The organism is Limnobacter alexandrii (genome assembly GCF_005871185.1).
Taxonomy (GTDB): domain Bacteria; phylum Pseudomonadota; class Gammaproteobacteria; order Burkholderiales; family Burkholderiaceae_B; genus Limnobacter; species Limnobacter alexandrii.
In genome coordinates, this window is record NZ_SWKN01000009.1 from 185,970 (window position 1) to 199,552 (window position 13,583).

At 53.9% G+C, this 13,583-nt stretch carries 12 protein-coding genes; 4 read left to right on the plus strand and 8 right to left on the minus strand.

The window, feature by feature from the left end; translation table 11 throughout:
- Nucleotides 1-44 precede the first annotated feature (44 nt).
- Genes FCS97_RS12645 through FCS97_RS12655 form a run of 3 tightly spaced genes read left to right on the plus strand, consistent with a single transcriptional unit; the run spans nucleotide 45 to nucleotide 2,319 of the window.
- A complete protein-coding gene (locus FCS97_RS12645; protein ID WP_171035309.1) occupies nucleotides 45-1,646 on the plus strand; it encodes a leucyl aminopeptidase in 1,602 nt (533 codons plus the stop codon).
- Between the two features lie 10 nt (nucleotides 1,647-1,656).
- A complete protein-coding gene (locus FCS97_RS12650) occupies nucleotides 1,657-2,079 on the plus strand; it encodes a DNA polymerase III subunit chi (protein ID WP_138518793.1) in 423 nt (140 codons plus the stop codon).
- 12 nt (nucleotides 2,080-2,091) lie between these two features.
- Nucleotides 2,092-2,319 (plus strand): hypothetical protein, encoded by a 228-nt coding sequence (locus FCS97_RS12655; protein ID WP_138518794.1) that lies wholly within the window; start codon nucleotides 2,092-2,094, stop codon nucleotides 2,317-2,319.
- Here FCS97_RS12655 and FCS97_RS12660 read toward each other — a convergent pair whose 3' ends face one another.
- Complete coding sequence (locus tag FCS97_RS12660) at nucleotides 2,320-3,945, minus strand: methyl-accepting chemotaxis protein (RefSeq protein ID WP_138518795.1); 1,626 nt, start codon at nucleotides 3,943-3,945, stop codon at nucleotides 2,320-2,322.
- Nucleotides 3,946-4,206: 261 nt separating this feature from the next.
- Here FCS97_RS12660 and FCS97_RS12665 point away from each other — a divergent pair, with 261 nt between their 5' ends.
- On the plus strand, nucleotides 4,207-7,056 hold the full coding sequence (locus FCS97_RS12665) for a valine--tRNA ligase (RefSeq protein WP_138518796.1): 2,850 nt from the start codon (nucleotides 4,207-4,209) through the stop codon (nucleotides 7,054-7,056).
- Nucleotides 7,057-7,105: 49 nt separating this feature from the next.
- Here FCS97_RS12665 and FCS97_RS12670 read toward each other — a convergent pair whose 3' ends face one another.
- The 7 genes from FCS97_RS12670 to FCS97_RS12700 form a co-directional block, all read right to left on the minus strand.
- The gene (locus FCS97_RS12670; protein WP_138518797.1) at nucleotides 7,106-8,071 is read right to left on the minus strand and encodes an MBL fold metallo-hydrolase; all 966 of its coding nucleotides are present in this window, start codon (nucleotides 8,069-8,071) and stop codon (nucleotides 7,106-7,108) included.
- A 17-nt stretch (nucleotides 8,072-8,088) separates the two neighbouring features.
- Entirely contained in the window at nucleotides 8,089-8,568 is a 480-nt protein-coding gene (locus FCS97_RS12675; protein WP_138518798.1) for a BLUF domain-containing protein, read from the minus strand.
- A 73-nt stretch (nucleotides 8,569-8,641) separates the two neighbouring features.
- The gene (locus FCS97_RS12680) at nucleotides 8,642-9,295 is read right to left on the minus strand and encodes a PIN domain-containing protein (RefSeq protein WP_138518799.1); all 654 of its coding nucleotides are present in this window, start codon (nucleotides 9,293-9,295) and stop codon (nucleotides 8,642-8,644) included.
- A gap of 15 nt (nucleotides 9,296-9,310) precedes the next feature.
- Nucleotides 9,311-9,538, minus strand: a complete 228-nt coding sequence (locus tag FCS97_RS12685) for a sulfurtransferase TusA family protein (RefSeq protein WP_138518800.1) — start codon at nucleotides 9,536-9,538, stop codon at nucleotides 9,311-9,313.
- A gap of 27 nt (nucleotides 9,539-9,565) precedes the next feature.
- Nucleotides 9,566-10,078 (minus strand): NUDIX domain-containing protein, encoded by a 513-nt coding sequence (locus tag FCS97_RS12690; RefSeq protein WP_246066332.1) that lies wholly within the window; start codon nucleotides 10,076-10,078, stop codon nucleotides 9,566-9,568.
- Complete coding sequence (gene alaS / locus FCS97_RS12695; protein ID WP_138518801.1) at nucleotides 10,079-12,715, minus strand: alanine--tRNA ligase; 2,637 nt, start codon at nucleotides 12,713-12,715, stop codon at nucleotides 10,079-10,081. It lies immediately after the preceding gene.
- Nucleotides 12,716-12,769: 54 nt separating this feature from the next.
- On the minus strand, nucleotides 12,770-13,483 hold the full coding sequence (locus FCS97_RS12700; protein ID WP_138518802.1) for a glycerophosphodiester phosphodiesterase family protein: 714 nt from the start codon (nucleotides 13,481-13,483) through the stop codon (nucleotides 12,770-12,772).
- Nucleotides 13,484-13,583: the final 100 nt, after the last annotated feature.

Consider the following 13,583-nt stretch of genomic DNA (forward strand, 5'->3'; position numbering starts at 1 on the left):
CATTCGTTTTGAATGGTCGAGCATTAATCGCAAGAAGGAACACCATGACAGCAACACCCGCCACCCCCAAAGCCAGAAAACCTTCCTCTCCCCGAGCAGCCAAAAAAGCGGCGCCCACACCACCACCCATGTTCAGCTTCAAGGCTGGCACGGGCGCAGTTGCAAAAGTGACTGCTGGCGGGCCAGTGCCGGCAAAAGGTTGCGATGTGGCTGTGGTGGCGGTGTACAAAGGCGGCGAGTTGACCGCTGCTGCAAAGCGGGCCGACATTGACACTGAGGGCCTGGTGGCCAACGCTTGTAAAACTGACAAAAACCTGGGTAACACTGGCAGTTGCCGTGTGGTCTTCAACACCGCAAAAGCTGGCGCGCCTGTGTATGTGCTGGTGGGGCTGGATGAGGCCGACAAACTAAACAGCAAAACCCTGCGCAAAGCCACCACTGTGGCCTGCGAGGCGCTGAAAGGCTTGAAACCCGCCAAGGTGTTTTTCGCTGTGAACCAGGAAGTACCCAAGAAAAGCAGCGACAAAGACATTGCCGCTTTGTGCGCACGCACCATCACCGAGAGCTTTTACAGCTTCTCAGCCTGTAAAAAGCAGGATGACGATGCGACCACACCACCAGCCTTCGAGTTGGCCTGCACAAAATCAACCCAAGACGCGGTTGAAAAAGGGGCTGCCGTTGGCCAGGCCATTGGCAACGGCATGCAGTTGACCAAAGACCTGGGCAACCTGCCTGGCAATATTTGCACCCCCAATTACCTGGCCGAGACCGCCAAAGCGCTGGCCAAGCAGTACAAGCTGGGCGTGGACGTGCTGGACCACAAGAAAATGGAAGCACTGGGCATGTTCAGCCTCTTGTCAGTGGGCAAGGCGTCTAGCGAGCCACCCAAGCTGATTGTGCTGAAATACAACGGCGCCAAAGACCCCAAAGAGGCCCCGGTGGTGCTGGTTGGCAAAGGCATTACTTTCGACACCGGCGGTATTTCACTGAAGCCCGGCGCGGGCATGGATGAAATGAAGTACGACATGTGTGGCGCAGCAAGCGTGCTAGGCACCATGAAAGCTGCTGCGGAAATGAAGCTGGCCCTGAATCTGATCGTGGTGGTGCCCACCGCCGAGAACATGCCCGCAGGCAATGCCAGCAAACCAGGCGACGTGGTGGTGTCCATGAGTGGCCAGACCATTGAAATTTTGAACACCGACGCCGAAGGCCGCCTGATTCTGTGCGATGCCCTGACCTATGTAGAACGCTTCAACCCGGCCGCTGTGGTCGATGTAGCCACCCTGACCGGCGCTTGTATCGTGGCTTTGGGCCATGTGAACACCGGCTTGTTCAGCCCCGACGACGACCTGGCCAATGAATTGTTCAAAGCGGGTCAAAACGCGCTGGACACTGCATGGCGCATGCCTTTGGACGAGGAATACCACGAACAGCTGAAAAGCAATTTTGCCGACATGGCCAACATTGGTGGTCCACCCGCAGGCAGCGTCACAGCCGCCTGCTTCCTGCAAAAGTACACCAAGGCTTACAGCTGGGCCCACCTGGACATTGCCGGTACCGCTTGGCATTCCGGCAAGGCCAAAGGTGCAAGTGGTCGCCCTGTGCCCATGTTGGCCGAGTTTGTCATGAAGCGTGCGAAGGCCTGAGGGTTTTGAATTGACACGAATCGACTTTCACTTGAATGTTTCAGACCACCTGCTGTACACCTGCCGGTTGATCCGGAAGGCGTACGGCAGCGGCCTGAAAATTGTGTGCTACAGCACCCGCCCCGAGGTGCTTGAAAACCTGGACAAACTGCTGTGGACGTTTTCCGAGGAAGACTTTCTGCCCCATGTTGTTTCGGGTCACCCCGGTGTGGCAGACACGCCCATTGTGCTCACTGACAAGGCAGACGACATTGTCCATTACGACCTGCTGATCAATCTTGATGAGCAATGGCCACCCTTTTTTGCCCGGTTTGAACGCCTGGTTGAAATTGTGGGTACCGACGAAGACAACAAGGCACTGGCCCGCCAGCGCTACAAATTTTACAAAGAACGCGGCTACCCCTTGAACACCTTTGACCGGGCCAACGGATAAGGAATTGAAATCATGAGTGAGCACTTCGATGGCGGCCCACCCTTGTTGACTGAGGTGATTGAAAGCGGCTTGCAGGAAATAGAAAAGTCCACCGGCGCACGCGCTGGTGGACTTTCAGACCCGCAAATTGAAATTTTGCGGGCCCAGTTGCCCGAACTGTTCGAACGCGCCCTGCTTCGAATCAAACCCCAGTTAATGCAAGAGTTTGAAAAGATTGTGCTGGACGCGCTGAAAAAATAATCAGGTTTTAAACACCTGCACAGACTGGGTCAAGCTGCCGGCCAAATCTGAAATTTGACCTGCCACGTATTTGTTCTGTGCAATGGCAGCCGTATTTTCTTCGGTCATTTGTGCCACTCGTTCCACGTTGCGGCTAATCTCTACGCTCACATTGCTTTGCTCTTTCATTGACACGGTAATGGCCTGAATTGCCTCGTTCACGCGGTCGGCATTGGCCTTGATCTGGTCAATGGTTCCGGACACAGAATCTGCCTGTTCAATGCCCTGCTTCACCATACCCACCGAATCTTCCATCGATTTGGACGCTTGTTGGGTGATGCTTTGAATCTGGAACACCATGGTTGAAATACGTTCAGAAGAACCCTTGGTTTGCTCAGCCAGTTTGCGCACTTCATCAGCCACCACCGCAAATCCGCGGCCACTTTCGCCTGCGCGTGCTGCCTCAATGGCAGCATTCAAGGCCAACAAGTTGGTGCGGTCAGCAATGTCGGTAATTGTTGATATGATCTCGGAAATTTCATTGGACTGCTGCTCAAGCGAACGCACTGTGCCGGCACTGCCCTGCACCGAACTGGCAATTTTTCGAATACCTTCCACTACCTGACCCAGAGTAATACTGCCTTGGTCAGCAGACTGCTTGGCCTGCATGGCAGTGTGTGAAGCATCGTTGGAGTTCTCGGTGATCTGACTAATGGACACCGTCAATTGCTCAACCGCGGCAGCCATGGACGATGTGGCATCCGCTTGCTCAGAGGCCGCCTTGTTCATTTCATCAGACGAGGTACGCACCGCACTTGCACTTTCATTCAGTGATGCTGTCGAGCCTCGAATACCCTCAATCAAGCCGCGCAAATTGGTTTGCGCCTTGCCCAGTGCAAGCAACAGAGCATCAACTTCGTCTTTGCCCTCAACCTTGATATTGCTGTTCAGCTTGCCCTCAGCCAAGGCGTTAATGTGCACGGTGGCTATACCCAATTTGCGTTTGAACATGCGGGAGATCAAAAAATTCAGGGTTAAACCGACAAGCAATGCAAACAGTGTCAAAGCGACTGTAATGAAGATGGACCGCGTATAGACGCCCTGGCTGGCCTCCTGGCGAAGCTTCAACAATCGGTACTCTTCAGCTTCCACTTTGGCCAAAGTCTCACGCATTTTGTCCATCAACGGTTTGCCCGGTGTTGAATCAACCATTGCATTGAAATCTTCCGGGGCCAGATTACCCTCGATGACCAAACGTTTGGCATCAATCAATGGATCAATTACGGAGTTTAGCCAGGTACGATAATGCGCGTTAAACATCCGCAACTCCTCGGTTACCACCGGGTTTTTGGCTGTCAATTCGCCGGCCTTGTCCAGGTGTTTTCGAACCTGCTCTTTGCCCTCGTTGTAAGGAACAAGGTAGGCTTCATCACCACGCAGCAAGAATCCGCGTTCACCCGTTTCGATATTCACCAGGTTCTCTCGAACCCCCAAAATATTCTCGATGACTTCGTGAGTGAATTCGTTTTTGGCATTGGCGTCCATAATCCGCTTGCTGTTCAATACACCCAAGCCACCCACCAAGACACCCAACAAAATCACTGTGACCAAACTGGCACTGAATTTTGCACTGATTGAACTCAACATGAGAAACCCCTCTTTGAACTGTCATTGGTTTACAACATAGCGTCGTATTTCTAAAAAAGCCTCACTCGAACAGGGCTAATAGAAGACAGCCACCCAGTCGGACGTATGAACATTGTGCAGCACAAAAGGGGGACCGAAATTGGGGAATAAAGGGGCTTTCCTGGCCCAGACCAAACTACTTAACGCCGGGAGCACACCCGCAAACGCTATAATGACGGGCTAAGCCCTTGTTGACGTTGTCCATTTTTCAATACCACTGCCATGACCCTTGCCAAAAGTTTCGACCCGAATGCCATTGAATCCCACTGGGGCCCTGAATGGGAGCGCCAAGGCCATGCCAAGGCCACCACGGTGGATGGCAAACCCGACTTTTGCATTCAACTGCCACCACCCAACGTAACCGGCACGCTGCACATGGGCCATGCGTTTAACCAAACCATCATGGATGGCCTGACCCGCTACTACCGCATGCGTGGCCACAACACCCTTTGGCAACCTGGCACAGACCATGCTGGCATTGCCACGCAAATTGTGGTTGAGCGCCAATTGGCGGCGAAAAACATAACCCGCCACGATTTGGGTCGCGAAAAGTTTGTTGAAAAAATTTGGGAATGGAAAAACGAAAGCGGCAGCAAAATTACCGAACAAATGCGCCGCATGGGCGCCAGTGTTGATTGGCAGCGCGAGTACTTCACCATGGACCCCGCTTTGTCCAAATCGGTCACCGAAGTATTTGTTCGCCTGTTTGAGCAAGGCCTGATTTACCGTGGCAAGCGCCTGGTGAACTGGGACCCGGTGCTGAAAACCGCTGTGTCTGACCTTGAAGTGGAAAGCGTGGAAACCGAAGGCCACCTGTGGGAACTGAAGTACCCACTGGTTGAAGCAGACCCGGTCAAAGGCTTGACCCACCTCACCGTGGCCACCACCCGACCAGAAACCATGCTGGGCGATTCCGCTGTGATGGTTCACCCCGATGACGAACGCTACCAGCACCTGATTGGCAAAAAAGTGCAACTGCCCTTGTGCAACCGAGAGTTGACGATTATTGCCGACGAGTATGTGGACAGCAGCTTTGGTACCGGCGTGGTGAAAGTAACCCCAGCCCACGACTTCAACGACTACGCCGTGGGCCAACGCCACAAGCTGGAGCTGATCAACATTCTGACCCTGGATGCAACGATTGCAGACAACGCGCCGGCGAAGTATGTGGGCATGGACCGTTTTGTGGCCCGCAAACAAATTGTGGCCGACCTGGAAGAACAAGGCCTGCTGGGTGAAATCAAACCCCACAAGCTGATGGTTCCCAAAGGCGACCGAACCGGCGTGGTGATTGAACCCATGCTGACCGACCAGTGGTTTGTGGCCATGACCAAAGCCGCAGAAGGCGATGCAACCGGCAAAAGCATTACACAAAAAGCCATTGATGCCGTGGAACAAGGCCAAGTGAAATTTGTGCCCGAGCAGTGGGTGAACACCTATAACCAGTGGCTGAACAACATTCAGGACTGGTGCATTTCCCGTCAGCTGTGGTGGGGCCACCAAATTCCGGCCTGGTATGGCGACAACGGCCAGGTATTCGTTGCACGCACTGAAGAAGACGCCCGCAGCAAGGCCGCAGCAGCAGGCTACACGGGCGTACTGAAGCGCGACGACGACGTACTGGACACCTGGTTTTCATCGGCGCTGGTGCCCTTTTCCACCTTGGGATGGCCTGAACAAACACCCGAACTGAAGCACTTCCTGCCCTCCTCCGTGTTGGTGACAGGCTTTGACATCATTTTCTTCTGGGTGGCCCGAATGATCATGATGACCACCCACTTCACCGGCCAGGTTCCCTTCCACACCGTGTATGTGCATGGCCTGGTGCGCGATGCTGAAGGCAAGAAGATGAGCAAGTCGGTGGGCAATACCCTAGACCCAGTCGATTTGATTGATGGCTGCGATTTGGACACCCTGCTGGTGAAGCGAACCACGGGCTTGAGCAAACCACAAGACGCACCGAAGATTGAAAAGAAAACTCGCAAGGAATTCCCCGAGGGTATTCCTGCTTACGGTGCAGATGCATTGCGATTTACCTTCGCCAGCCTGGCCACACTGGGCCGCAACATCAACTTTGATCAGAAGCGCTGCGACGGTTACCGCAACTTCTGCAACAAGTTGTGGAATGCAACGCGCTTTGTATTGATGAACACCGAGGGCCAGGATTGTGGTTTGAGCGATCACGATGCAGACGCCTGCACCCCCGGTGGTTACCTTGATTTTTCACAGGCCGACCGCTGGATCACCAGCACCTTGCAACGTGTGGAAGCCGATGTGGCGCAAGGGTTTGAAACCTACCGCTTCGACCTGATTGCTCAAAGTATTTACCAGTTTGTGTGGGACGAATACTGCGACTGGTACCTTGAAATTGCCAAGGTGCAAATTGCCAATGGCACACCTGCACAGCAGCGGGCCACGCGCCGCACATTGGTTCGCGTGCTGGAAACAATTTTGCGTTTGGCCCACCCCATTATTCCGTTTATCACCGAAGAATTGTGGCAAACAGTAAGTGTGGTGGCAGGCCGTCGCGAAGAAGGCGTTCAAGCCAACCTGATGACCCAGGCTTACCCGGTCAGCGTGCCCAGCCGTATTGACGAAAAAGCGGAAAGCTTTGTGGCCCAACTGAAAGCCACGGTGGATGCCATTCGCGCCCTGCGCGGAGAAATGGGTTTAAGCCCGGCTGAAAAAGCACCACTGATTGCCAGCTGTGAAGGCAATGCCGAGCAACGCACGTTTCTGGAGAAAACCGCCCCAGTGCTGGCTGCACTCGCCAAGCTGAGCAAGGTAGATGTGGTTGATACCTTGCCTTCCGATTCAATGGCGCCCGTGCAAATTGTGGGCGAACTGAAATTGATGCTGCACATTGAAATTGATGTGGAAGCGGAGCGTGCACGCATTGGCAAGGAGGCGGAAAAAATCCGCATCGAAATTGCCAAGTGCAACGGCAAACTGGGCAATGCCAGCTTTGTAGACCGCGCACCTGCTGCTGTGGTGGATCAGGAAAAAGCGCGATTGGCCGAGTTCAGTGCCTTGCTTGAAAAGCTGGAAAGTCAGCTCAGCAAATTGGGCTAAAAAAAGAGCACCTCGCGGTGCTCTTTTTTGATTCAACGCAGCAAGTTGATTAACAACCTGCCGTGCACTTCCCTTTGCCATCAAAGCTCATGGTTTTTCCGCTCAAGGGCACATGCACAGGCACCTTGCTGGCTTTCATGAATTGCTCGGTTTTGGTGCCCGCGATCACTTTGCCATTTGCAGTAGCAACCTCGTTGGCGTGCGAAGCGATCACGGCCTTGGGCTCTACCAACTCATTGACCACGTAGGCGGCCTCTCGCGGGCCCGTGGTGAAAGTGTCGCCAATATTCATCACCGCCAACTGGGGTTTGTAGTATTCACCCACCACTTCTTTTTGCTCGCCGGTAATGCCTGTGTCACCACTCAGGTACACAGTCAAACCATTGCTGAACTTCACCACATAACCTGTGGGTGGGCCAGCGTAGGCAGTTATACCGGTTTCCTTTAGCAACTCACCCAAACGTTGTCCCACAAAATCGCCAGCAATGCCATTGCTGTGGGCTGCAGGCACGGTGGTAATACCAACACCGTTGATGGTTTGCATGGCACCGAAACGAACCAACACGGAGTTTTTTTCGTCGCCGCCCGCTTGTTTCAACTTGGCAGCAAAGAACGAAGGCATTTCACTGCCAGTCACAATTTTCGCACCGGTTTTTACTGCGATGTTCACGCTATTGGAATTGGGCAAAGCACTGGCGGAAATATCAGGTTTGTCGCAACTTCCAGCATTGGGTGCCGGGTTGTGCCGGTCGCCCAAGTGGTCGCCATGCATGTGGCTGACCAAGACCACATCAATTTTCCCCAAACGGGGATCCTCGGCTCCGGCCACGGTGCGGCCAGCGTCGTACAAAATGCGGGTGCCGTTGGGGTCTTCAAAAATCATGGCGCGATCAAAGCGGCAAAACTCACCTTCCTGCCCACCCAAGGGCGTGATTTTGACCAGATTTTGTGCCTGAACAGACAAGGGAATCAACGCGACCACTGCGACCGCTGAAATGAGAGAACGAATTGTCATACTGCAACCTACCAGCTTCAAGGTTCATACACTTCAAAAACTTTGCTCAGCAGGCCCACTTCACCTGCTTTCTCGAGCTCGGCTTTGACTTTGGCGTATTCATAGATCAAATCAGCAGCACCAAGGCCCAAGGACCTCCATGGACGGTACAGCCGATGATCAAGCAGTGTATATGCGATGGACTCCGCGCTCAAGCTGTCCTGCGGCCTCGTGACCAAACCCATCATCGACCATTTTTTAAACATCAAATCGTTGGTGGGCTCAGACACCAACAAACGGATGTCCGAATGCCTGCGGTCCTGAACAATTTTTCGGTACACCTGAACCACCGCTTCCTTGGGACCTTCCAGGCACTGCATGAATTCAACTCCGTTGCACAACAACAAACCTTCTATGCCAAGTTTGCTATTGATGGTGGCGGCCTGCTCGCACAAATGCTCAAAAGCCGGGCGATCAAATCCCGGCACTTGAACAGAGGTGTAAATAAGTCGCAGCATGTCGAATCCGAAAATAGGCTTTTTACAATGATATGACGACAGTGGCTTGATCGAACTAACCAGATTGGGTTAGTCAGTTTGGACGGGTGAGCCGCCTGGCGGTCTTGTGCATGCGATTTCTGGCAAGAAAGGCACCCCATTCATGGTCACTTTGCGGCAATGGCATGGCTTTGGTTTGATAGATTGTGGGAGTTTGGGGTGGATGCGATGCCAAGCCAGCTTGCATCAACTCGACGGTACGCAAGAGTGTGGCTTGAATTTCCAGCGTGGTTTTCGCAAGCTCAAGGCACAACTCGTCTGGGCAAAGTCGGACCAAACCCAGCTTTAACAAAGGCTTTCTTGGAAAGTCTCTTAAATTCCAGGTCAGAAGGGCCACCGGTTGCTGAACCTTGTGGCGCAGAGCCAGGGCCGAGGCAGCCACATGGCGGTCTTTCTCATCCACTTGCCGAACATCCGCCAGGTAGGGCTCATGCACCTGGGGCAACAAAGTGGCATTCAGGCGAGCAGGCAATTCTGTCCGTTCAATGTCGGCATCTTGCGGGTGCAAACGACCCAACCGCAGCAAATTGCGATAACACTCACTCTCAATGTGGGGGGTCCAATACAAGGTGGCATTGTGGCGTTCAGCCAGCGCCACCATGAGCCAACGAGTCCATTCCGAGAAAATTACATTGGCATCAAGCAGCCAATGTTTGGGCACCTCGGGCTTGCCGAGAACAACGCTCACAAGATGCCAGCCAGCTTAGCGGCGCTTCATGTAAAAAATAAACGAGCCAGACTGGTCAGCCTGCTCGACAAGCTCATTGCCGGTTTGCTTGGCGAACATGGCGAAATCGCGCACTGAACCTGGGTCGGTGGAAGTCACCTTAAGTACTTGCCCGCTTTGCATTTCAGCCAGGGCTTTTTTGGTTCTCAAGATGGGCAATGGGCAGTTCAGGCCACTTGCATCCACTTCACGGTCAAAATTCATGTCTCTTTACTCCTTGGTTTACTACGCTTATTTTAATTCAATCCAGTTGACAGGCAGCTGACGTGCACTTAACCAGTCGGCCATGGCCAGCCCTGTGCCCATGCGCCATGGGCGCAATTCGGCAGGTTCGACGAGTTTGTAGTCGGCCAGCTCTTCAGACAAATTAATTTGCCCCATCGCCTTGATGTGATAACAAATAATCACTTCATTTTTCATCGGGAAGGGGTACACACCGATCAAACTGCTTTCAACCGCGTCCAGGTTGGTTTCTTCCTTCAACTCACGAATGGCACCTTGCTCCGGTGTTTCATCGCGTTCCAAAAAGCCGGTAATCAGCGCGTAAAAATGCGCGGGCCAGGCCACATTGCGGGCCAACAGCACTTTGTCGTGGTATTCCACCAAAGCGGCCACCACAGGCACCGGGTTGCCCCACTGCACAAAACCACACGCACCACAGGCCATTCGTGGTTGGCCGGAATGCTGCAATTCGTGCAGCTTGGTGGCGCACATGGGGCAGTACTGATAAATGGCTTTGCTCATTTATTTGGTTTTTACCCAATCGACCACACTGGCCAAAGCCGCATCCAGATTTTCCGGCTGCGTGCCACCGGCTTGCGCCATGTCGGGGCGACCACCGCCTTTACCACCCACTTGCTGGGCCACGAAGTTGACCAAATCGCCCGCCTTTACTTTGGCGGTTGCGTCTTTGCTCACCGACGCGATCAAGCTGACCTTGCCTTCCAGCACCGTGGCCAACACCAATGCAGCATTGCCCAGTTTGTCGCGCAGTTTGTCAGCGGCTTCGCGCAGCTGTTTCACATCCGCACCGTCCAGCTTGGCAGCCAGTACCTTCACGCCGTCGATTTCAACAGCTTGCCCAGCAAGGTCATCGCCCTGGCTTGCCGCCAGTTTGCTTTTCAAACGGTCCAGTTCTTTCTCAAGGCTTTTCACCTGGTCCATCATCTGACCAATTTTTGCAGTGGCCTCAGTGGCGGGCACGCGAAGGCTTTGCGCAATTGCATCCACCTGGGCTTGCGCCTTCTGTGCAAATTCCATGGCACCCAGACCTGTGGTGGCTTCTACGCGACGAATACCGGCGGCCACGCCGCTTTCGCTGGTAATTTTGAACAGGCCAATGTCGCCCGTGCGCTGCACGTGGGTGCCGCCGCACAATTCACGCGATGTTCCAATGTCCAACACACGCACGGTGTCGCCGTACTTCTCGCCAAACAACATCATGGCGCCTGCGCTTTTCGCGCTTTCAATGTCCATGATGCGGGCCTGTGTTTCCGCATTGGCCAAAATTTCTTCATTCACGATGCGTTCCACCTGGGCAATTTGCTCAGGTGTCATGGCGCTGTGGTGTGCAAAGTCAAACCGGGTTTTTTCAGCGTCTACCAGTGAGCCTTTCTGGCTAACATGTTCACCCAGCACTTCGCGCAAAGCCTTGTGCATCAGGTGTGTTGCACTGTGGTTGCGAATGGTGCGGTTGCGCTGGTATTGGTCCACTTGCGCACCCACAGCATCGCCCACTTTTAGCTCGCCTGTGACTAACTCACCGTGGTGGCCAAACACATTGGCTTGAATTTTTTGGGTGTCCAATACACGGAACAAATTCAGGCAGGCTGCGCCGCTGGAAATTTCACCCTGGTCGCCAACCTGACCACCGCTTTCTGCATAGAAAGGGGTTTGATCCAGCACGATTACACCTTGTTGGCCGACTGCAATGCTGTTTACTGAAGTGCCGTTCACATAAATGGCAGTGATTCGTGCGTTGGCCACTTCGAGTTGCTCGTAGCCCTTGAATTCCGTGGACACACCGCTGTAGGCCAAATCAGCATCCATCTTGAACTTGCCAGCGGCACGGGCTTGCTGCTTCTGCTTGTCCATTGCAACATCAAAGGCGGCTTCGTCCACACTCATTTCACGCTCGCGACACACGTCAGCGGTCAGGTCTAGCGGGAAACCGTAAGTGTCGTGCAGTTTGAATGCGGTTTCGCCATCGAGTACACCACCCTTGGGAAGTGCGCCCAAAGCCGCATCCAAAATGGCCATGCCGTTTTCGATGGTCTCGAAGAAGCGCTCTTCTTCGGCCTTCAAGATGCTTTGAACCTGGCTGGCGGCCTTGGCCAGCTCGGGATAGGCCTCGCCCATTTCAGAAACCAGATCGGGCACCAAGGCATTGAAGAATGGCTTGCGGCAACCCAATTTGTAGCCGTGGCGAATGGCGCGGCGAATGATTCGGCGCAGCACGTAGCCTCGGCCTTCGTTGCCCGGAATGACACCATCGACGACGAGGAATGAGCAGGCACGAATGTGGTCGGCAATCACTCGCAAAGAATTGTTGGTCAATTCAACAGCATTGCCCTGCGCAGTCACCTCGCGCGCTGCCGCTTTGATCAGGGTTTGGAACAGATCGATTTCATAGTTGCTGTGCACATGCTGCAACACGGCGGCAATGCGCTCCAGGCCCATGCCGGTGTCTACGCAGGGCTTGGGCAGCGGGTGCAACACGCCATCGGCGCTGCGGTCAAACTGCATGAACACCAGGTTCCACACTTCAATGTAGCGGTCACCGTCTTCTTGATCGCTTCCGGGTGGGCCACCCCACACTTCAGGGCCGTGGTCATAAAAAATTTCAGTACAGGGGCCGCAAGGGCCGGTGTCGGCCATTTGCCAGAAGTTATCCGAAGCGTAGCGCGCACCCTTGTTGTCGCCAATGCGAATAATGCGCTCGGCGGGCACACCCACTTGCTTGTTCCAGATGTTGTAAGCCTCATCATCTTCTTGGTAAACAGTCACGTACAAGCGCTCAGGTGGCAACTTGTATACCGTGGTCAGCAGTTCCCAAGCATACTGAATGGCGTTTTCCTTGAAGTAGTCGCCAAAGCTGAAGTTGCCCAGCATTTCAAAGAAGGTGTGGTGGCGCGCGGTGTAGCCCACGTTTTCAAGGTCGTTGTGCTTGCCGCCTGCGCGAACAGAGCGCTGGCTGGAAGTGGCGCGCGTGTAAGGGCGCTTGTCTTTGCCGGTGAATACGTCTTTGAACTGCACCATGCCGCTGTTGGTGAACAACAGGGTGGGGTCATTGCCCGGCACCAGGCTGCTTGAAGCCACCTTGGTGTGGCCCTTGCTGGCAAAGAAATCAAGAAACTTTTCGCGAATATCAGCGACTTTCATGTTGGGGCTACCTTCCTGAATAAAGCGGCATGCGGTTTTTGGTTTAACCCTCGATTATAAGGTCATTCGATCGGTAAAAAGCCCTTTTACACCCAAGGCTTGCAGCGTTTTCGCCTGTTCCGCACCGTTCACCGTGTAAACCCGAACCACCCGCCCGGTGGTGTGTATGCGGCGCAGTGCGGTGGGCTCAGCCCCGCTCCAGTGCAGGTGAATGGCACTGGCGTGCAGTGCATCGGCGTGCAGCGCCCAATTGTCGGGCAGTTGTTCGTACAGCAAAGCAAGGTCATACCCCTGCAGCGGCAACAGGCTGGCGTGGTAAAAGCTGGAGAATACCCAGTGTTGGCCAATTAACCGCTGTTGATCGTGCGGCAAATTTTCAATGGCCGCTCGCACCGCCTTGCCCAAGGCAATTGCATTGGCTGGGTGGGTGGCTTTCAATTCCACATTGGCGCGCATGCCGTGGTTTACACAAAACTCGATGGTTTGTACAAGGCTGGGTATGGGTTCGCCTTTCACCGAGTAATGCCGAAGATCCCGGGCACGAAGGCTATCAAAACGGGTGAGCGGATCGGTGGCAGCCATGGCTGGGTCAACCGATCGGGCGCAGCGCCCCATCACCCAATCGTGGTGAATCATGGGAATGCCATCGGCAGTCAACATCACGTCAAATTCAACTGCTTTGAACCCTGCAATTCGTGCAATTTCAAAACCTTTCAAGGTATTTTCAAGTTCACCTTTTCCGCTGCCGCGGTGCGCCCACAGTTCCATTCTACGATTGTCCGAAGGTATCAAAGCCTTGACCTAGACCCAGCTTGGTCAAAGCAATTTATTTCACTTTATAAAGGGTAATCCCGGAACTTCAACGGTT